Source organism: Planktotalea sp. (assembly GCF_965659345.1).
Classification (GTDB): Bacteria; Pseudomonadota; Alphaproteobacteria; order Rhodobacterales; family Rhodobacteraceae; genus Planktotalea.
The window spans coordinates 80093-92968 of the sequence record NZ_CBFHVK010000009.1 but is presented as its reverse complement, the minus strand read 5'-3'; the positions used below and the strand labels follow the sequence as shown (position 1 = coordinate 92968).

Genomic DNA, 12876 nt, shown 5'->3' with positions numbered 1-12876 from the left:
GTCTATTCTTTTGGGCGCGCGCGAAAAACCGACATGCACAGGCTTTTTGGCGGAGAGACAGACCGCCAGCGTTATATTCGCAACGCATCGGCAAAATCCGCAAACTCTTGAAAACAATCACTTTAAAGCTTTCTCTTGTTCGCCTTCATTCGCTGCAGTACGGTGCAAGCCGCAATGCATTGGGGGAAGAAAAGGGGGAAGCTTAAATGGGGAAAGATACGGTCGAAGCCAAGGGCGGCGGGCTGACAGTCGCCAAGGTGAAGACCGCCAAGCCCGGCAAGTATCACGACGGCGCAGGAACCGGCCTATTCTTGCGCGTGGATCCTAACGGCGGGCGCTTTTGGATTCAGCGCTTGACCATTCATGGCAAGCGACGAGAGATTGGCCTCGGTGGCTTCCCCATCGTCGGGCTGGCAGATGCGCGCAAGGCAGCACTCGCCAACAAGCAGCTAGCCTATAGCGGTGGCGACCCCCTAGCCGAACGTCGGAAGGCGCGCGAAACGCTTTCCTTCGCGGACGCGGTTGACCGCTACCTCACCATAAAGCTGGACGAGTTTAGGAACGACAAACATCGCAAGCAGTGGCGCGCGACGCTCGACACCTACGCCCGCCCCGTGCTGGGAGATATGCCCGTGCGCTCAGTCGGCGTCTCCGATGTGCTGCGTGCCGTACAACCGATCTGGTCAGACAAGACGGAAACCGCTTCGCGGCTGCGCGGGCGGATTGAAAACGTGTTGTCTTGGGCAACGGTTGCCGGACATCGCGAAGGCCCCAACCCCGCGCGGTGGAAGGGCAACCTGTCAGAACTCCTCCCCAAGGCCACGAAAGTAGCAAAGTCTGACAACCAGCCCGCCTTGGCGTTGACTGATGTCGCGGGCTGGTGGTCTGTTCTCGCCACGCGCGAAGGCATGGCTGCCCGCGCCTTGCAGTTCCTTACCCTTACTGCTGCCCGCTCTGGTGAAGTCAGGGGGATGACATGGGACGAGGTCGACTTTGGGGAGCAAGACAAAACCGACAAGACGCCACGTGGAGCTTGGACAATCCCCGCGACACGTATGAAGAACGGGCGTGAGCATCGCGTCCCATTGACAAAAGAGGCAGTGGCACTGCTAGAGGCCCTGCCCCGCCTCGAGGATAGCCCATTCGTTTTCTTCGCCCCGCGTGGTGGAGCATTGTCCGACATGAGTATTTCAGCCGTTATGCGGCGGATGCAGGAAGCTGAAGTTAAGGCAGGTCGGTCAGGCTGGCTAGACTCCAAGAACAAGCGCCCAGCCGTGCCGCATGGTTTACGCTCGTCCTTCCGGCAATGGGCAGCGGAACGTGGCTATCCCCGCGAAATGGCAGAAATGGCCTTGGCGCACTTCATCGGCTCGGAAGTGGAGCGGGCCTATCAGCGCTCTGACATGCTGGACCGTCGGCGCGCGATGATGGCGGATTGGGCAGGCTTCCTGCGCGGTGAAGCTGCGGTCGGTAACGTGGTAAAAATGGGAGTAGTCGGATGAACCGGGATGAATACCCAACTTTTATCGATTGGTGGGCTGCCAACGAAGTTGAATATTGCGCGCTCACCGATGCACAGGACGGGAACCCTAACACTTTAGCAGATCTGATACGCTCGGTTGGAACTCTAAAAACGCGGGAGGCCCGGGAATTCGTTGCGGATCGACTCGAAGGCAAGAAAAAGCAACGAGGAAATAAGCGTACAATTGCACAGCAGGCCAAGGAGCTGGGAATCCTCGGAATGGTCCGGGAGATTCAGTTAGAACTTGGATGTACCGAATACCATGCACTTGGGATTTTCTTGGACCGCTTTCCCAATGAGTGCGGCAATAATCTAGACACTTTAAGGACGTATATTAGAAGAGCAAAAGCCACAAGCAAGGCGGCGGTCGGCCGCGAGCCACCACCAGTGGTTCAGAAAAGACGAAATTCTGAACCTGAATAACTGAAAAGAAATCCGACAATGTCCAGAGGCGATATTTGAACGTCAAAGGATACGGATATGACCGACGAAATTCTACGCAAGCCGCGTGTTCTCGCCCTCATCGGCATTGGGAACACCTCTCTGTATGAAGCCATCAAGCGCGGGGACTTCCCTGCACCGGTAAAGCTAGGGGTCCGTGCCGTCGGCTGGCGACGCTCGGATATCGAGAACTGGCTGGCCAGTCGCGAAACCAAGGTCACTTGATATGAGTGCCGAGCAGATAAAAATTCGGGTGCGCGGGAAAGCGCAGCCGGAGCAGGATAACTGCTTTGCGACTGCGGCGGGCATCCCCTCACACCGAGAGAAGGACGATAACTATCGCTCGGTGATCGTACAGTTCGCGCCACGCTGGCGCGTCATCGTCTGTAAAGACGGTGCCCAGTGGATCGTCCAACATCGCACGGCTGACCCTTTGCACCGGGGCGTTTGGCGTGGGCACACCTACCTGACGACCAGAGATAGCCTCATCCGCGCCTGTGCACGGTTAGAACCGCTCTCTGACCCATCCGTGATGGCCATTCTCTCGGTCTTGCCTGATCGAATTGGGGGCGATGCATGAAAGCTCAATCACCGATAGAGACCACAATCGACAAAGCCAAAGCGATGATTGAAGGAGGGTGGCGCATTGTGCCGCTGCGGCCCAAACAAAAAAGACCTGTCCACCTGGTTTGGCAAGAGCGCGAGTTCACCCTTGGGGATTTTCGGCCGGACAGCGGCATCGGAATTGTCACGGGGCATGGCATCGTTGCTTTAGATGTGGACGCTTATTGTGAGGATGTCAGCGCCGCTATTGCAGCCGAAGCCATTAAGCGCTTTGGGGACACGTTAGAGCGCGTTGGAGAAGCTCCTAAGACTGCTTTGTTTTACCGTGGCCTCGATATCAAGAAGAGCAACATTATCCTCAAACCAACTGGCAAAGCGCCCAATGGCAAGCAAGAGCAGCTCGAAGTGCTCGGCAACGGCCAGCAAATCGTGGCCTTCGGCGTTCACCCAGACACTGGCCAACTCTATACATGGAAAGGCGTGAGCCCGTGGGACACGTTTCTGGGTGAAGTTGATGATTTACTGCCTGAGATTAAACAAGAAGGACTGGATGATTTCGTCGACTGGGTCACAACTGAATACGGTGAACCACGCAAGCTTTCACAACAGGCCATGCCAACGATACCAGCACCTGTCGCAGGTGGGTGGGGTAGAAGCGCTCTGTCCAAAGAGGTTGCTGAACTGGTTAGAACACCCGAAGGCAACCGAAACAACGCGCTGAATACATCCGCCTTTCGCATGGGCCAGATCGTCGGTGGTGGTCACTTGGACGAGAACAAAGCGGTGGCCGCGTTAAAACAGGCGGCATTGCAGATGGGTTTGGAGGCTTGTGAGATCCTGCCCACGATCAAGAGTGGTCTGACCGCAGGGAAGAGTGAGCCGAGGCACCCCGAAAAACGCGCAACAGAAGCCCATCTGGACGCCAAGACGGCCAAGGACGCGGATCGGATTGCTAAGCGTATCAAAGACGGCCTGAAAGACGTTTTGGCAGAAGTCGGAATCAAGGTTGACGCCATTGCCGTTGATGCCGAGCGCGTCGGGAAGATGATAGGTCGGTCGTTCTGGTCCGCGTCTCAATCGAAGCTTCACTTTCTCAACCGCGAGGGTCATTTGGTCAAATTCACTCAGGGCGAGGGCTGGAAGTTCATGCTGGCTACTTTCGGCTCTCCAGTCGGTGCTGATGAGATAGCAGCGTGGTTATCTCAGGTAATACCAAAGGATCGGCAAGCGGCAGAGAAAAGCCTAATGGCTGCCATTCGTACACCGGTCATGGATCACATCCTCCTGTATCGGCAGCGAGACATGATCGCATGGGGCGTAGATATGTTTGCCACCCATGAGGTGTTCGTGTTGCGCGAACATGACGCCCAGATTGTCCTGCCTCACATAACGTGGACAACCGGACCAATCGACATGCTCTTCGTAGACGACTTTCGCACCCACTGGCCTGACGTGGATGCGGTGCTGAAATTCATCATTGATTCGCGTTTTGCAGGGGATCGCAAGAAGGCCTACCTTTGGTGGCAAGCCGACTCCGACTTCGGGAAAGGTCTGTTTACGGGGCTTCTCAAAGACCTCGGTGTGGTGGTTGAAACATCAACAAAGGAAATCGAGAAGGTGATGGAGGGCCAGCCCGTGGGCTTGAGCGCCGACAACTTCAAGCGGGCGATTGTCTTGCTTGTGGACGAGTTCAAGTCGGTTAAATCCGAGCTGAAGCAGCTTCAGAATGAAATTGAGTTGTCGCCCAAAAACCAGCTGCGACAACGGGCGGCGATCTACACAAAGCTGTTCATGAGCGCGGAAAACGTGGCCAGTCTAGTGACCTCCCACGGGGTCGAGGATCAGTTTGCAAACCGAATGAGCCTCATCCAGAATTCTGGTCGGATTGACGATCGCCAACTTTTTTCTGCAAACAAGTCGTCCTACGCGGCAAGCCTGCGGAATTGGATAGGTCTAACCCTCAATCAGCACGTAGAGGAGTACCGCAAGTTAGGTAGCAGCGAGGCCGTCACTGTTGCAGATGCAGCGGTGACAGACTTTCATGCCAACCGAGGGATCGGCAAGCAGCTGGGGCGGGTATCTGAAAGCCTGCACGAGATTGCGGACGCCTTCCGCACAGCGATGCTCGATCACAACCACGATTTCTGTCCTGATATCGTAAAACTAACCAATGGTGGAGTTGGTTTGCTCCGCCCGCGCAAACTGTTCGAAGATTGGCTGGCCGACAATTACGACCAGTCGGAGCGCATGACGTTCGTGAAAAAGGCGAAGAACGTTCTTGCCCTCGCCAGTAGGGATGGCGAAGTTAAAGTTCGGCTCACATCAGACCGGAAGTCGGTCAAGTGCCTTCTCCTGAAGGAATAAGCCCCACCGCGCCTGCTGGGCCACCCGCCGCGGTGGCTCAGTTCGTTGCCAATGATTACCTCCATATTACCTTCATATTACCTGAAAAATCGTTTAAAAACAGTATGATTACCTGATTACCTCTGATTTCTATTTTTGGGATAAAAGAAGTAGAAATAAGAGAAGAGTAGTACCGCCACTGCGGCAACTGGAAAATACAGGTAATCAAGGTAATCAGGTAATCATATTGAATTTAAAGGACTTTTTTTGCCATCTTGAGGTAATCAAGAGGTAATCACTCCCCTTTGGCCAAATGCCCCCTGCAACATCTTGGTCTGCCAGCCATCCCTCGCAGGATAACCAACGCCAACCCAGCGGCACATGACTTAAAAGGCAATTGTCATATTCCAAGCGCGTAACACCAACCGCGAAAACCAGCGTCTGGCGCACACGTCGCCGCGCAGGCGAGCGTGCGTATCATAAGGCCGCATCTATCGCAACATTTATGTTATAATATAACACTCTCGCATTGTGTAAGCGCACCTGACCCCTGTCTCTTTTGGGTACACTCTTGCTGGGTGTCTACTGTTTTACACGGTATTGAGTTTTTCACATTAATGGACAGTCGTTTTGCGGAGGCTAGAGTCAAAGAAGACAGATCGTTCGCCGCATCTGCATCGACCGGCGCGATCCGCATTGATCCGCATTGATCCGGAGACAGCCGCAATCACGAGGGGGAAATAAAGGGGGAAGTGATTTCCACATTTCCTTTAAAATCAATTACTTAAGTAGAGTAATTGGCGGAGCGACAGGGATTCGAACCCTGGGAACCCTTTAGAGGTTCAACGGTTTTCGAAACCGTCCCGTTCGACCACTCCGGCATCGCTCCGTCGGTGTGGTGTGAGCGTGCGATAATATTTCAAGACTTTCGGCGCAACAGCTTTCTTCGCGAAGATCTTAATCGCAGCGTTTCACGCAAGCTTGTGCAAAGCGTGCATTGGCAATGGCGAGAAGCATCCGTAGGATAGGCGCAGAAACCATTAATCGAGTACGCGTATGACCTTGATCCGCTCCGCTGTTGCTAGTCTTTGCATTGTTTTACTTCCCATAACGTCTTTCGCAAGCGACGCGACGGATCGGCTTTTGACGAGCTTGGGAATGGAGCGCATGATCGAGATAATGCGCGAAGAAGGGCAAACCTATGCGGTGGAACTCGCCGAGGAAATGTTGCCCGGCGGCTATACTGAAAACTGGGGCGCTGTAGTGGCGCGCATTTACAGCACAGAGGCAATGCAAACATCTGTACGGCGCGGTTTTGCAAACGCCCTTCAGGACGTCGACATCGCGCCATTGCAAGCATTCTTTGAAACCCAGATGGGGAAAACTATCGTCAGCCTCGAGCTTTCCGCACGCGATGCGATGATGGACACCGCCATTGAAGAACACGCCAAAGAGCAAGCGCGCGCCTATGAGCGTGCGGGCGATGATGCTTTTGTACTGGTTGATGACTTCGTTAAAGCTGGCGATCTGCTTGAGGCAAACGTTGTTGGAGCGATGAATTCCAACATTCAGTTCTACCGCGGTCTTGTCGATGGTGGTGCGTTTGAGCTGAGCGAAGAGCAAATTCTTGCAGATGTGTGGGAACAAGAACAAGAAACCCGCGCAGATACGCGCGATTGGCTGTATGGTTTCTTGATCATGGCCTATTCGCCTTTGGCTCCGGGTGAGCTCGAAACCTACACAGAACTCAGCAAAACAGCAGAAGGGGCTGCAATGAATGCGGCACTTTTTGAAGGATTTGACAGCATGTATTCAGATATCAGCTACGCCTTGGGCCTTGCAGCTGCGCGTGCGATGAAGGTCGAAGATATTTAAATCGTAAGCTGTGCTTTAATCGCTTTTGCGGCCTCGACAGGAGAGGCGTTGCTCCAGATTTCTTCCCCAAGTGCGAAGAAGTCAGTCACTTGCGAAAATACATCAATTGCAGCGCGATCTAGCGCGCCCTCAGCGACGATTGGTACTTCGATAACATCTGTCCACCATTGAAATAGGTCATGCTCGGCGCGCTCGCCGTCGCCAAGTGTGTTTGCACCAATTGGTCCGAAGCTCACATAATCAGCCCCAGCTTCACCAGCGTTCATACCATCATGACGTGAGGTGCCACAAAAGGCCCCGACAATAGCGTCATCTCCAAGCATCTTGCGGGTTTTTGCGACCCGTCGCGCACCATCACTCAAGTGCACACCATCAAGCCCGAGCTTTTCGACCAGCAAAATATGTTCATCCAGGACCAAAGCAACATCGCGTGCTTGGGTTATCCCGCTCAGTGCATCGGCGGCGCGACAGATTTTGTCTTCGTCCTGCGTTGCCAAGGTCAAACGCACACACGCAATCTCGACACTGTCCAAAACGTCACCCAAAAGGGCAGGGAATACATCTAGATCAAACTCAGGCGGGGTAATCAAATAAAGCTGTGGCTGTTCGATTTCTTGCTGTTTGTCTGACATGTCTCTGGCTTCTTTTATCGCTGTTTGGCGCTCTATAGCGTGCTTCACAGGGTTTGGCTACGTCACATAAGGGCGTTGGGGGTATCGATTTCCTCTCTCTACAAATATTTCGGGGAGCGCGAGGGGTTGGCCCCTCGTACGCAGCCTAAATTGGCGATAAGTGAACCACTGTTCAAGCGCTTGAAACCCAGTCAGCGCTCGCTTATCAGCAGTCAAATCGCTGCAATGGAGCCGTTCATGCCAACTGATACCCAGCAACCTAGCTTTGTTCTTGTCCGTCCACAAATGGGGGAAAATATCGGGGCTGCGGCACGCGCGATGTGGAACTTTTCACTCGATCGTATGCGCCTAGTTGCGCCACGTGATGGCTGGCCCAACCCAAAGGCAGATGCCATGGCCAGTGGTGCGGGCCGTTTGCTGGATGAGGCGCAACTGTTTGAAACGACGGCTGATGCGATGGAAGATTGCACCTATGTCTTTGCCACGACTGCGCGACAGCGTGGTTTGACCAAGCCTGCGTTTTCGCCAGAAGGGGCGATGACGCTTGCGGCAGAAAAAATTGCTGCGGGCGAAAAAGTCGCCGTTTTGTTCGGGCCAGAGCGCGCAGGCATGGAAAATGACGACATCGCGCGTGCGAATGCGGTGATAAATGTGCCTGTGAATCCTGAATTTGGCTCGCTCAATCTCGCGCAATGCGTTTTGCTCATTGGGTATGAGTGGCAACGCCAAGTGGGTAAGTATGAGAATGAACGCGTTGAGATGGCAAAAACGGTCTGGGCATCACAAGGCGAAAGCGAGGCATTGGCCAAACACTATGAAGCTCGCCTTGACGAGGCTGGCTTTTTCTATCCGCCTGAAAAGGTCGACAGCATGAAGGTGAATTTGCGCAACATGTGGTCGCGTATGCCTTTGACGAAGGCAGACGTGCAGATGTTGCATGGCGTGCTGCGGCAAATGGTACGTTGGAAGGAAAAAGGCTAAACAATTCCTGAGCGACCCTTGAAGGGGCAGGGCGCGCGGCCTAACATTTGGTCAAATAATCTGACGGTCAAAGAGGCAGATCATGAGCACGAAACGCAGTATTTTCGAAGATGTCGGTACAGTTGAAAAAGCGGCGCCAGTCACGGGCGTAATTGATGCTGGCAAACGCGGTGCGCGACGTGGCATTCGCATTTGGCTGATCATTCTTTTTGCTTTCGTTGCCGTCATGATCTTAGTGGGCGGTTTGACCCGTCTCACAGATAGCGGTTTGTCAATCACTGAGTGGAAGCCGGTAACAGGCGCTATGCCCCCCATGAGTGCGGCTGAGTGGCAAGTCGAGTTCGATAAGTATCGTGAAATCCCTGAATATCAGTTGCAAAACAAAGGCATGTCACTTGCCGAGTTCCAATTCATCTATTGGTGGGAATGGGGCCACCGTCAACTTGGTCGCGTGATTGGCCTTGTCTGGGCGCTTGGATTCTTTGGCTTCCTTTTGACGCGTAATATCCCCACGGGCTGGACGGGCCGTTTGCTTGGCATCGGTGTATTAGGGGGCATTCAGGGGGCTGTTGGCTGGTGGATGGTCTCTTCCGGTTTGACGGGCACAATGCTGGATGTTGCATCCTATCGACTCGCCACACATCTCGGGCTTGCGTTCGTGATCCTTGGTTTCATCGCGTGGTTTGTGTTTGAGCTGAAATGCGAAGAGCGCCAGCTGATGCAATGCCGTCGCCACCGCGAACAGCGTCTGTTTACTGCTGCAACATGGCTGACAGGTCTCGCATTTTTCCAGATCCTGCTTGGCGCGTTGGTGGCAGGTATAGATGCAGGGCGCACTTACACAGATTGGCCCTTGATGGCAGGTGGTTTCATGCCGCCTTTTCCATTTGATTTAGACCCTGTTTGGCGCAATTTCTTTGAAAATGCGGGATTGGTTCAGTTTATGCACCGGATTGCGGGCTATGTATTGTTTGTCTTGGGCATCATCCTGTGGCGTCAAGCAAAACGCTCGCCTAACTCGGGAACACGCGGCGCCTTTACAGTGGTTCTTGCAATGATGACGTTGCAGATGATCCTTGGCATCTTTACCGTGATCTACGGAGCTCCGCTAGAAATCGCGATCATTCACCAGCTTGGTGCAGTTGCGCTTTGGGTTCTGATCCTGCGCGCGCGTTTCTATGCGGGCTATCCAACCCCAGACACACTGCGAGGAGCAGCATAATGAGTGCATTTGATGATCTAATGGCCTTTCAAAAAGAGACTGAAGCACTGGGTCAGGTGATGGGTCGTTTAGGGTGGGATCAAGAAACGATGATGCCACGCGGTGCAGCTCCGCAACGTTCAGAAGAAATGGCCGCCCTAGAAGGGGTGCTACATGCACGCCGCACGGACCCGCGCATCGGCGAGTGGTTGTCCGAAGCGCACGCGCCCGATGAGCCCGGTAAAGCGCAACTGCGCTTGATCACACGCTCTTATGAACGCGCATCAAAAGTTCCTGCCGATTTGGCACAGCGTTTGGCAAAACTAACGTCCGCAAGCCAAGGCATCTGGGCGCAAGCGCGCGCAGACGAGGATGTGTCAGCGTTTTTACCGACCTTGAAAGAGGTCGTCGAACTGAAACGCGAGGAGGGTGAAGCGCTTGCCGCAGGCGGTGACGTTTATGACGCGATGCTTCAAGACTATGAACCAGGAGCAAGCGCTGAAAGCCTGAGCGCGATGTTCGCAGCTTTGCGTCCACGCTTAACCCAGCTTAGAGACGTGGTGATGGACTGTGAGCAGCCAGCCGACCTGAACTTTGAGTTTGATGAAGGCAAGCAGATGAAGCTGACCCGCAAGCTTGCCAAAGTATTCGGCTATGACATGAGCCATGGCCGCGTCGACAAAGCGGTGCATCCGTTTTCATCAGGCTCGGGTCTGGATGTGCGCATTACAACACGCACCAGTCCGCGTGACCCGTTCAATTGCCTGTACTCAACAATTCACGAAGTTGGCCACGCTTGCTACGAGCAGGGCATCAACAACGACTATTTGCTCACCCCGCTCGGGAATGGCGTATCCATGGGCGTGCACGAAAGCCAAAGCCGCATTTATGAAAACCAGCTGGGGCGTTCAAAGCCGTTCTGTGGTTGGCTATACGGCCAAATGCGCGACAGCTTTGGTGATTTTGGGGTTGCTGACGAAGATACATTCTACCGCACGGTGAACAAGCTGCGCAAAGGGTTCATTCGCACAGAAGCGGATGAGGTCCAGTACAATCTTCATGTTCTTCTGCGCTTTGATCTTGAGCGTGCTTTGATCTCGGGCGATCTCGCTGTTGATGATCTTGAGGGGGCCTGGAACGATCGCTTTGCGTCTGACTTTGGTTTTGCCGTTGATAAACCCTCAAACGGTGTCCTTCAGGATGTTCATTGGTCGGTCGGCTTGTTTGGCTACTTTGCGACCTACAGTCTAGGCAATGTCTACGCGGGTTGCTTGAATGAAGCGATGCGCGCGGATTTGCCTGATCTGGACGACGCACTCGCAAAAGGTGACCCAACACCCGCGACAGAATGGCTTAACGAAGCCTTGCAACGCCATGGGGGGCTACGCGAACCACGCGCGACAATCGCACATGCTTGCTCTGGCAACGAGCCCTCAGAAGGGCCGCTTTTGACATATCTCCAAACCAAGTTTTCCGAGCTTCTGCTTTGAAGAAAAAAAGCGAGCGCCGAAGAGCGCTCGCACTTCAATATTTCCAGATTTACGATGTCGCTCAACTATGCGTGTTTTGCTTTGTTGAGCGACGCCATCGCTGAATTTGATGAAAAAGGTTGGCTGTTCTAAAGGTCAAAGTTCACTGTTAGTGGATTGAAAGCGACTTTGGCTTGGTGGGCTCTGCTGCTCGGAAGAGCTCACACAGACTGATAGGTATACTAGCCAAACCGAACATGTCGCGAGAAAGAATGCGATCATAATTTGCATCGTGCCGAATCCATAATCAACAGTGGTACAAAACAACATGACAACACTTAACGCCACTAAATGAAGGACCGCGACAAAACGCAATGCGAAGGTTAGATATTCAGCGTTCGAATTCATACTTTTGCCTCCTTTATCATAATCTTAAGATAAATTTTTTTGTCTAAATGCGTAATAGAGAAGATTGCATAGGTGATACTGCAAAATTGTTATGCCTTAGGAATACCGTCTAACCAATTGAAAATGCTTCTAATAAGTTGATCATTGCGTCGAGACTCATGAATGGACAGCCATACATCATCTTAAGATACAGGTGAATTTGGCACTTCGCTGAGCTCTGGGTGGTCGCCTGCGAGCGAGCGTGGCAACATCACCATGTACGGGAGTTCTTGTATTGTGTTCAAAGCAGTATTCAGTCCCTGCAAAGCCAGCCTTGCGGGTTGATCAAAATGGTTTTGCAGAAAACTTTGATCCATTTTGCCGCCCGCATCATCGACAAGCTCTACCCAGCCTTGCAGGTTTGACAAAAAGTCTGTTCGCGCGAAAACGGCATACTCTGTTCTTGTAATCCTTTTTCTTACCAAGCGCCCTTCAGTCGGCTCCGTGCAGGTAAAGGCCATATCAACCTCGCCGTATGCGAGCGACGCTGGAGTGAGGGTAAGATGTAGGTTGATATCAGGATTTTGGTTTAAAAGCGCAGACCAATGAGGGGCTAAAAAACCTTGCATGAGGCGTATTTCACAAAAAACACGCAGCGTGCCTTGCGCATTCGTTGCAACATTGGATTCAACGCTATCAATGTCTTCTTTAATACCCTGCGCGATCTCAACCAATTTTTCGCCAAAAGCAGTTGGTCGCCACTCCTGACCTTCTTTTGCAAAGATGGGTTGGTTATACCTTTCAGAGACGCTTTGAATATGACGTGATACAGTCGTTGCGTTGGTACGTAACGCTTTTGCGGCTTTGCCCATGGTTCCGTATTCGGCCAACGCTAAGCAATAAATCAAGTCATTCCAATTTTGCATTATAAAGCCGTGTACCCTGTCTCTTCGTGAGGCTTGATGTGTTCAAAATAAACGTAATTTTTAATTATCAAACGCACCGAAGCAGTCTTTTTCGATACTCGGTCTTCTTAACAGGGGTCCTAAAGCGCAGCCATGTCAGTGTTCGATAGTTCTCTGTATTTAAAGATTATATTGATTATCAAAGGATACAAAGTCAACTCAAAGATACAACCAATGGTGGCATTTTTGTGTTTTTAATATGCCTTAGGCAGATTTTAGCCGACGTGAGCAGAGCTTACCAAAATACGACGCCATTTGCTTCTAAAACCTCGTAGTGGGAGATTAAGTACAATTGTGGCTCGACGCGCTCTTGTACGGTTTACTTCTTATCGCGCGCGGCTTTTTCATCTTTCGTCAGGGTCTGGTTCCAAACATTTTTGGAAATGCCAAGCTCGGGCTTCATCGGCTTGGTGGCACCTTTTTTAACTTCACCACCTTTTTTCAGAAACTCTTGAATAAGCGCGTCATCGGTTGTGTCTTTCGGTACATGCTTCAT

The 12876-nt window shown here is 52.6% G+C and carries 12 protein-coding genes and 1 tRNA gene; 9 read left to right on the top strand and 4 right to left on the bottom strand.

Annotated features, from left to right (window positions below):
• The first annotated feature begins 206 nt into the window (after positions 1–206).
• The 5 genes from ACTG3Z_RS09180 to ACTG3Z_RS09160 are packed head-to-tail and all read left to right on the top strand — an operon-like array spanning position 207 to position 4891.
• Positions 207–1502 carry a tyrosine-type recombinase/integrase gene (locus ACTG3Z_RS09180; protein ID WP_439142689.1) on the top strand — a complete coding sequence of 432 codons (1296 nt, stop codon included), beginning with the start codon at positions 207–209 and terminating at the stop codon, positions 1500–1502.
• Complete coding sequence (locus ACTG3Z_RS09175; RefSeq protein ID WP_439142688.1) at positions 1499–1945, top strand: hypothetical protein; 447 nt, start codon at positions 1499–1501, stop codon at positions 1943–1945. Before ACTG3Z_RS09180 ends, ACTG3Z_RS09175 begins: the two co-directional genes overlap by 4 nt.
• A 57-nt stretch (positions 1946–2002) precedes the next feature.
• On the top strand, positions 2003–2188 hold the full coding sequence (locus tag ACTG3Z_RS09170; RefSeq protein ID WP_439142687.1) for a helix-turn-helix transcriptional regulator: 186 nt from the start codon (positions 2003–2005) through the stop codon (positions 2186–2188).
• 1 nt (position 2189) lies between these two features.
• On the top strand, positions 2190–2543 hold the full coding sequence (locus ACTG3Z_RS09165; RefSeq protein WP_439142686.1) for a hypothetical protein: 354 nt from the start codon (positions 2190–2192) through the stop codon (positions 2541–2543).
• Positions 2540–4891, top strand: a complete 2352-nt coding sequence (locus ACTG3Z_RS09160; RefSeq protein ID WP_439142684.1) for a bifunctional DNA primase/polymerase — start codon at positions 2540–2542, stop codon at positions 4889–4891. The genes ACTG3Z_RS09165 and ACTG3Z_RS09160 overlap by 4 nt, the downstream gene beginning before the upstream one ends.
• A gap of 777 nt (positions 4892–5668) precedes the next feature.
• On the opposite strand, the gene ACTG3Z_RS09155 is transcribed toward ACTG3Z_RS09160, so the two are convergent.
• A tRNA-Ser gene (locus ACTG3Z_RS09155) sits at positions 5669–5759 on the bottom strand.
• 167 nt (positions 5760–5926) lie between these two features.
• Here ACTG3Z_RS09155 and ACTG3Z_RS09150 point away from each other — a divergent pair.
• Positions 5927–6745: a DUF2059 domain-containing protein gene (locus tag ACTG3Z_RS09150; RefSeq protein WP_439142683.1), complete on the top strand. Its 819-nt coding sequence runs from the start codon at positions 5927–5929 to the stop codon at positions 6743–6745.
• On the opposite strand, the gene ACTG3Z_RS09145 is transcribed toward ACTG3Z_RS09150, so the two are convergent.
• The gene (locus tag ACTG3Z_RS09145; RefSeq protein ID WP_439142682.1) at positions 6742–7377 is read right to left on the bottom strand and encodes a thiamine phosphate synthase; all 636 of its coding nucleotides are present in this window, start codon (positions 7375–7377) and stop codon (positions 6742–6744) included. The genes ACTG3Z_RS09150 and ACTG3Z_RS09145 overlap by 4 nt on opposite strands.
• Positions 7378–7614: 237 nt before the next feature.
• On the opposite strand from ACTG3Z_RS09145, the gene ACTG3Z_RS09140 reads away from it, so the two are divergent.
• The 3 genes from ACTG3Z_RS09140 (at position 7615) to ACTG3Z_RS09130 (ending at position 11049) form a co-directional block, all read left to right on the top strand.
• The gene (locus ACTG3Z_RS09140; protein WP_439142680.1) at positions 7615–8358 is read left to right on the top strand and encodes an RNA methyltransferase; all 744 of its coding nucleotides are present in this window, start codon (positions 7615–7617) and stop codon (positions 8356–8358) included.
• Positions 8359–8440: 82 nt separating this feature from the next.
• A complete protein-coding gene (gene ctaA / locus ACTG3Z_RS09135; protein ID WP_439142679.1) occupies positions 8441–9580 on the top strand; it encodes a heme A synthase in 1140 nt (379 codons plus the stop codon).
• A complete protein-coding gene (locus ACTG3Z_RS09130) occupies positions 9580–11049 on the top strand; it encodes a carboxypeptidase M32 (protein ID WP_439142677.1) in 1470 nt (489 codons plus the stop codon). Before ctaA ends, ACTG3Z_RS09130 begins: the two co-directional genes overlap by 1 nt.
• Positions 11050–11618: 569 nt before the next feature.
• Here ACTG3Z_RS09130 and ACTG3Z_RS09125 read toward each other — a convergent pair.
• Positions 11619–12341, bottom strand: a complete 723-nt coding sequence (locus ACTG3Z_RS09125) for a LysR family transcriptional regulator (protein WP_439142676.1) — start codon at positions 12339–12341, stop codon at positions 11619–11621.
• 358 nt (positions 12342–12699) lie between these two features.
• A complete protein-coding gene (locus ACTG3Z_RS09120) occupies positions 12700–12876 on the bottom strand; it encodes a hypothetical protein (RefSeq protein WP_439142675.1) in 177 nt (58 codons plus the stop codon).

What these genes read in the sequence shown, in the direction of transcription:
- ACTG3Z_RS09180 (WP_439142689.1), top strand. Translation starts at nt 207, where the DNA reads ATGGGGAAAGATACGGTCGAAGCCAAGGGCGGCGGGCTGACAGTCGCC.
- ACTG3Z_RS09175 (WP_439142688.1), top strand. Translation starts at nt 1,499, where the DNA reads ATGAACCGGGATGAATACCCAACTTTTATCGATTGGTGGGCTGCCAAC.
- ACTG3Z_RS09170 (WP_439142687.1), top strand. Translation starts at nt 2,003, where the DNA reads ATGACCGACGAAATTCTACGCAAGCCGCGTGTTCTCGCCCTCATCGGC.
- ACTG3Z_RS09165 (WP_439142686.1), top strand. Translation starts at nt 2,190, where the DNA reads ATGAGTGCCGAGCAGATAAAAATTCGGGTGCGCGGGAAAGCGCAGCCG.
- ACTG3Z_RS09160 (WP_439142684.1), top strand. Translation starts at nt 2,540, where the DNA reads ATGAAAGCTCAATCACCGATAGAGACCACAATCGACAAAGCCAAAGCG.
- ACTG3Z_RS09150 (WP_439142683.1), top strand. Translation starts at nt 5,927, where the DNA reads ATGACCTTGATCCGCTCCGCTGTTGCTAGTCTTTGCATTGTTTTACTT.
- ACTG3Z_RS09145 (WP_439142682.1), bottom strand. Translation starts at nt 7,377, where the DNA reads ATGTCAGACAAACAGCAAGAAATCGAACAGCCACAGCTTTATTTGATT.
- ACTG3Z_RS09140 (WP_439142680.1), top strand. Translation starts at nt 7,615, where the DNA reads ATGCCAACTGATACCCAGCAACCTAGCTTTGTTCTTGTCCGTCCACAA.
- ctaA (WP_439142679.1), top strand. Translation starts at nt 8,441, where the DNA reads ATGAGCACGAAACGCAGTATTTTCGAAGATGTCGGTACAGTTGAAAAA.
- ACTG3Z_RS09130 (WP_439142677.1), top strand. Translation starts at nt 9,580, where the DNA reads ATGAGTGCATTTGATGATCTAATGGCCTTTCAAAAAGAGACTGAAGCA.
- ACTG3Z_RS09125 (WP_439142676.1), bottom strand. Translation starts at nt 12,341, where the DNA reads ATGCAAAATTGGAATGACTTGATTTATTGCTTAGCGTTGGCCGAATAC.
- ACTG3Z_RS09120 (WP_439142675.1), bottom strand. Translation starts at nt 12,876, where the DNA reads ATGAAGCATGTACCGAAAGACACAACCGATGACGCGCTTATTCAAGAG.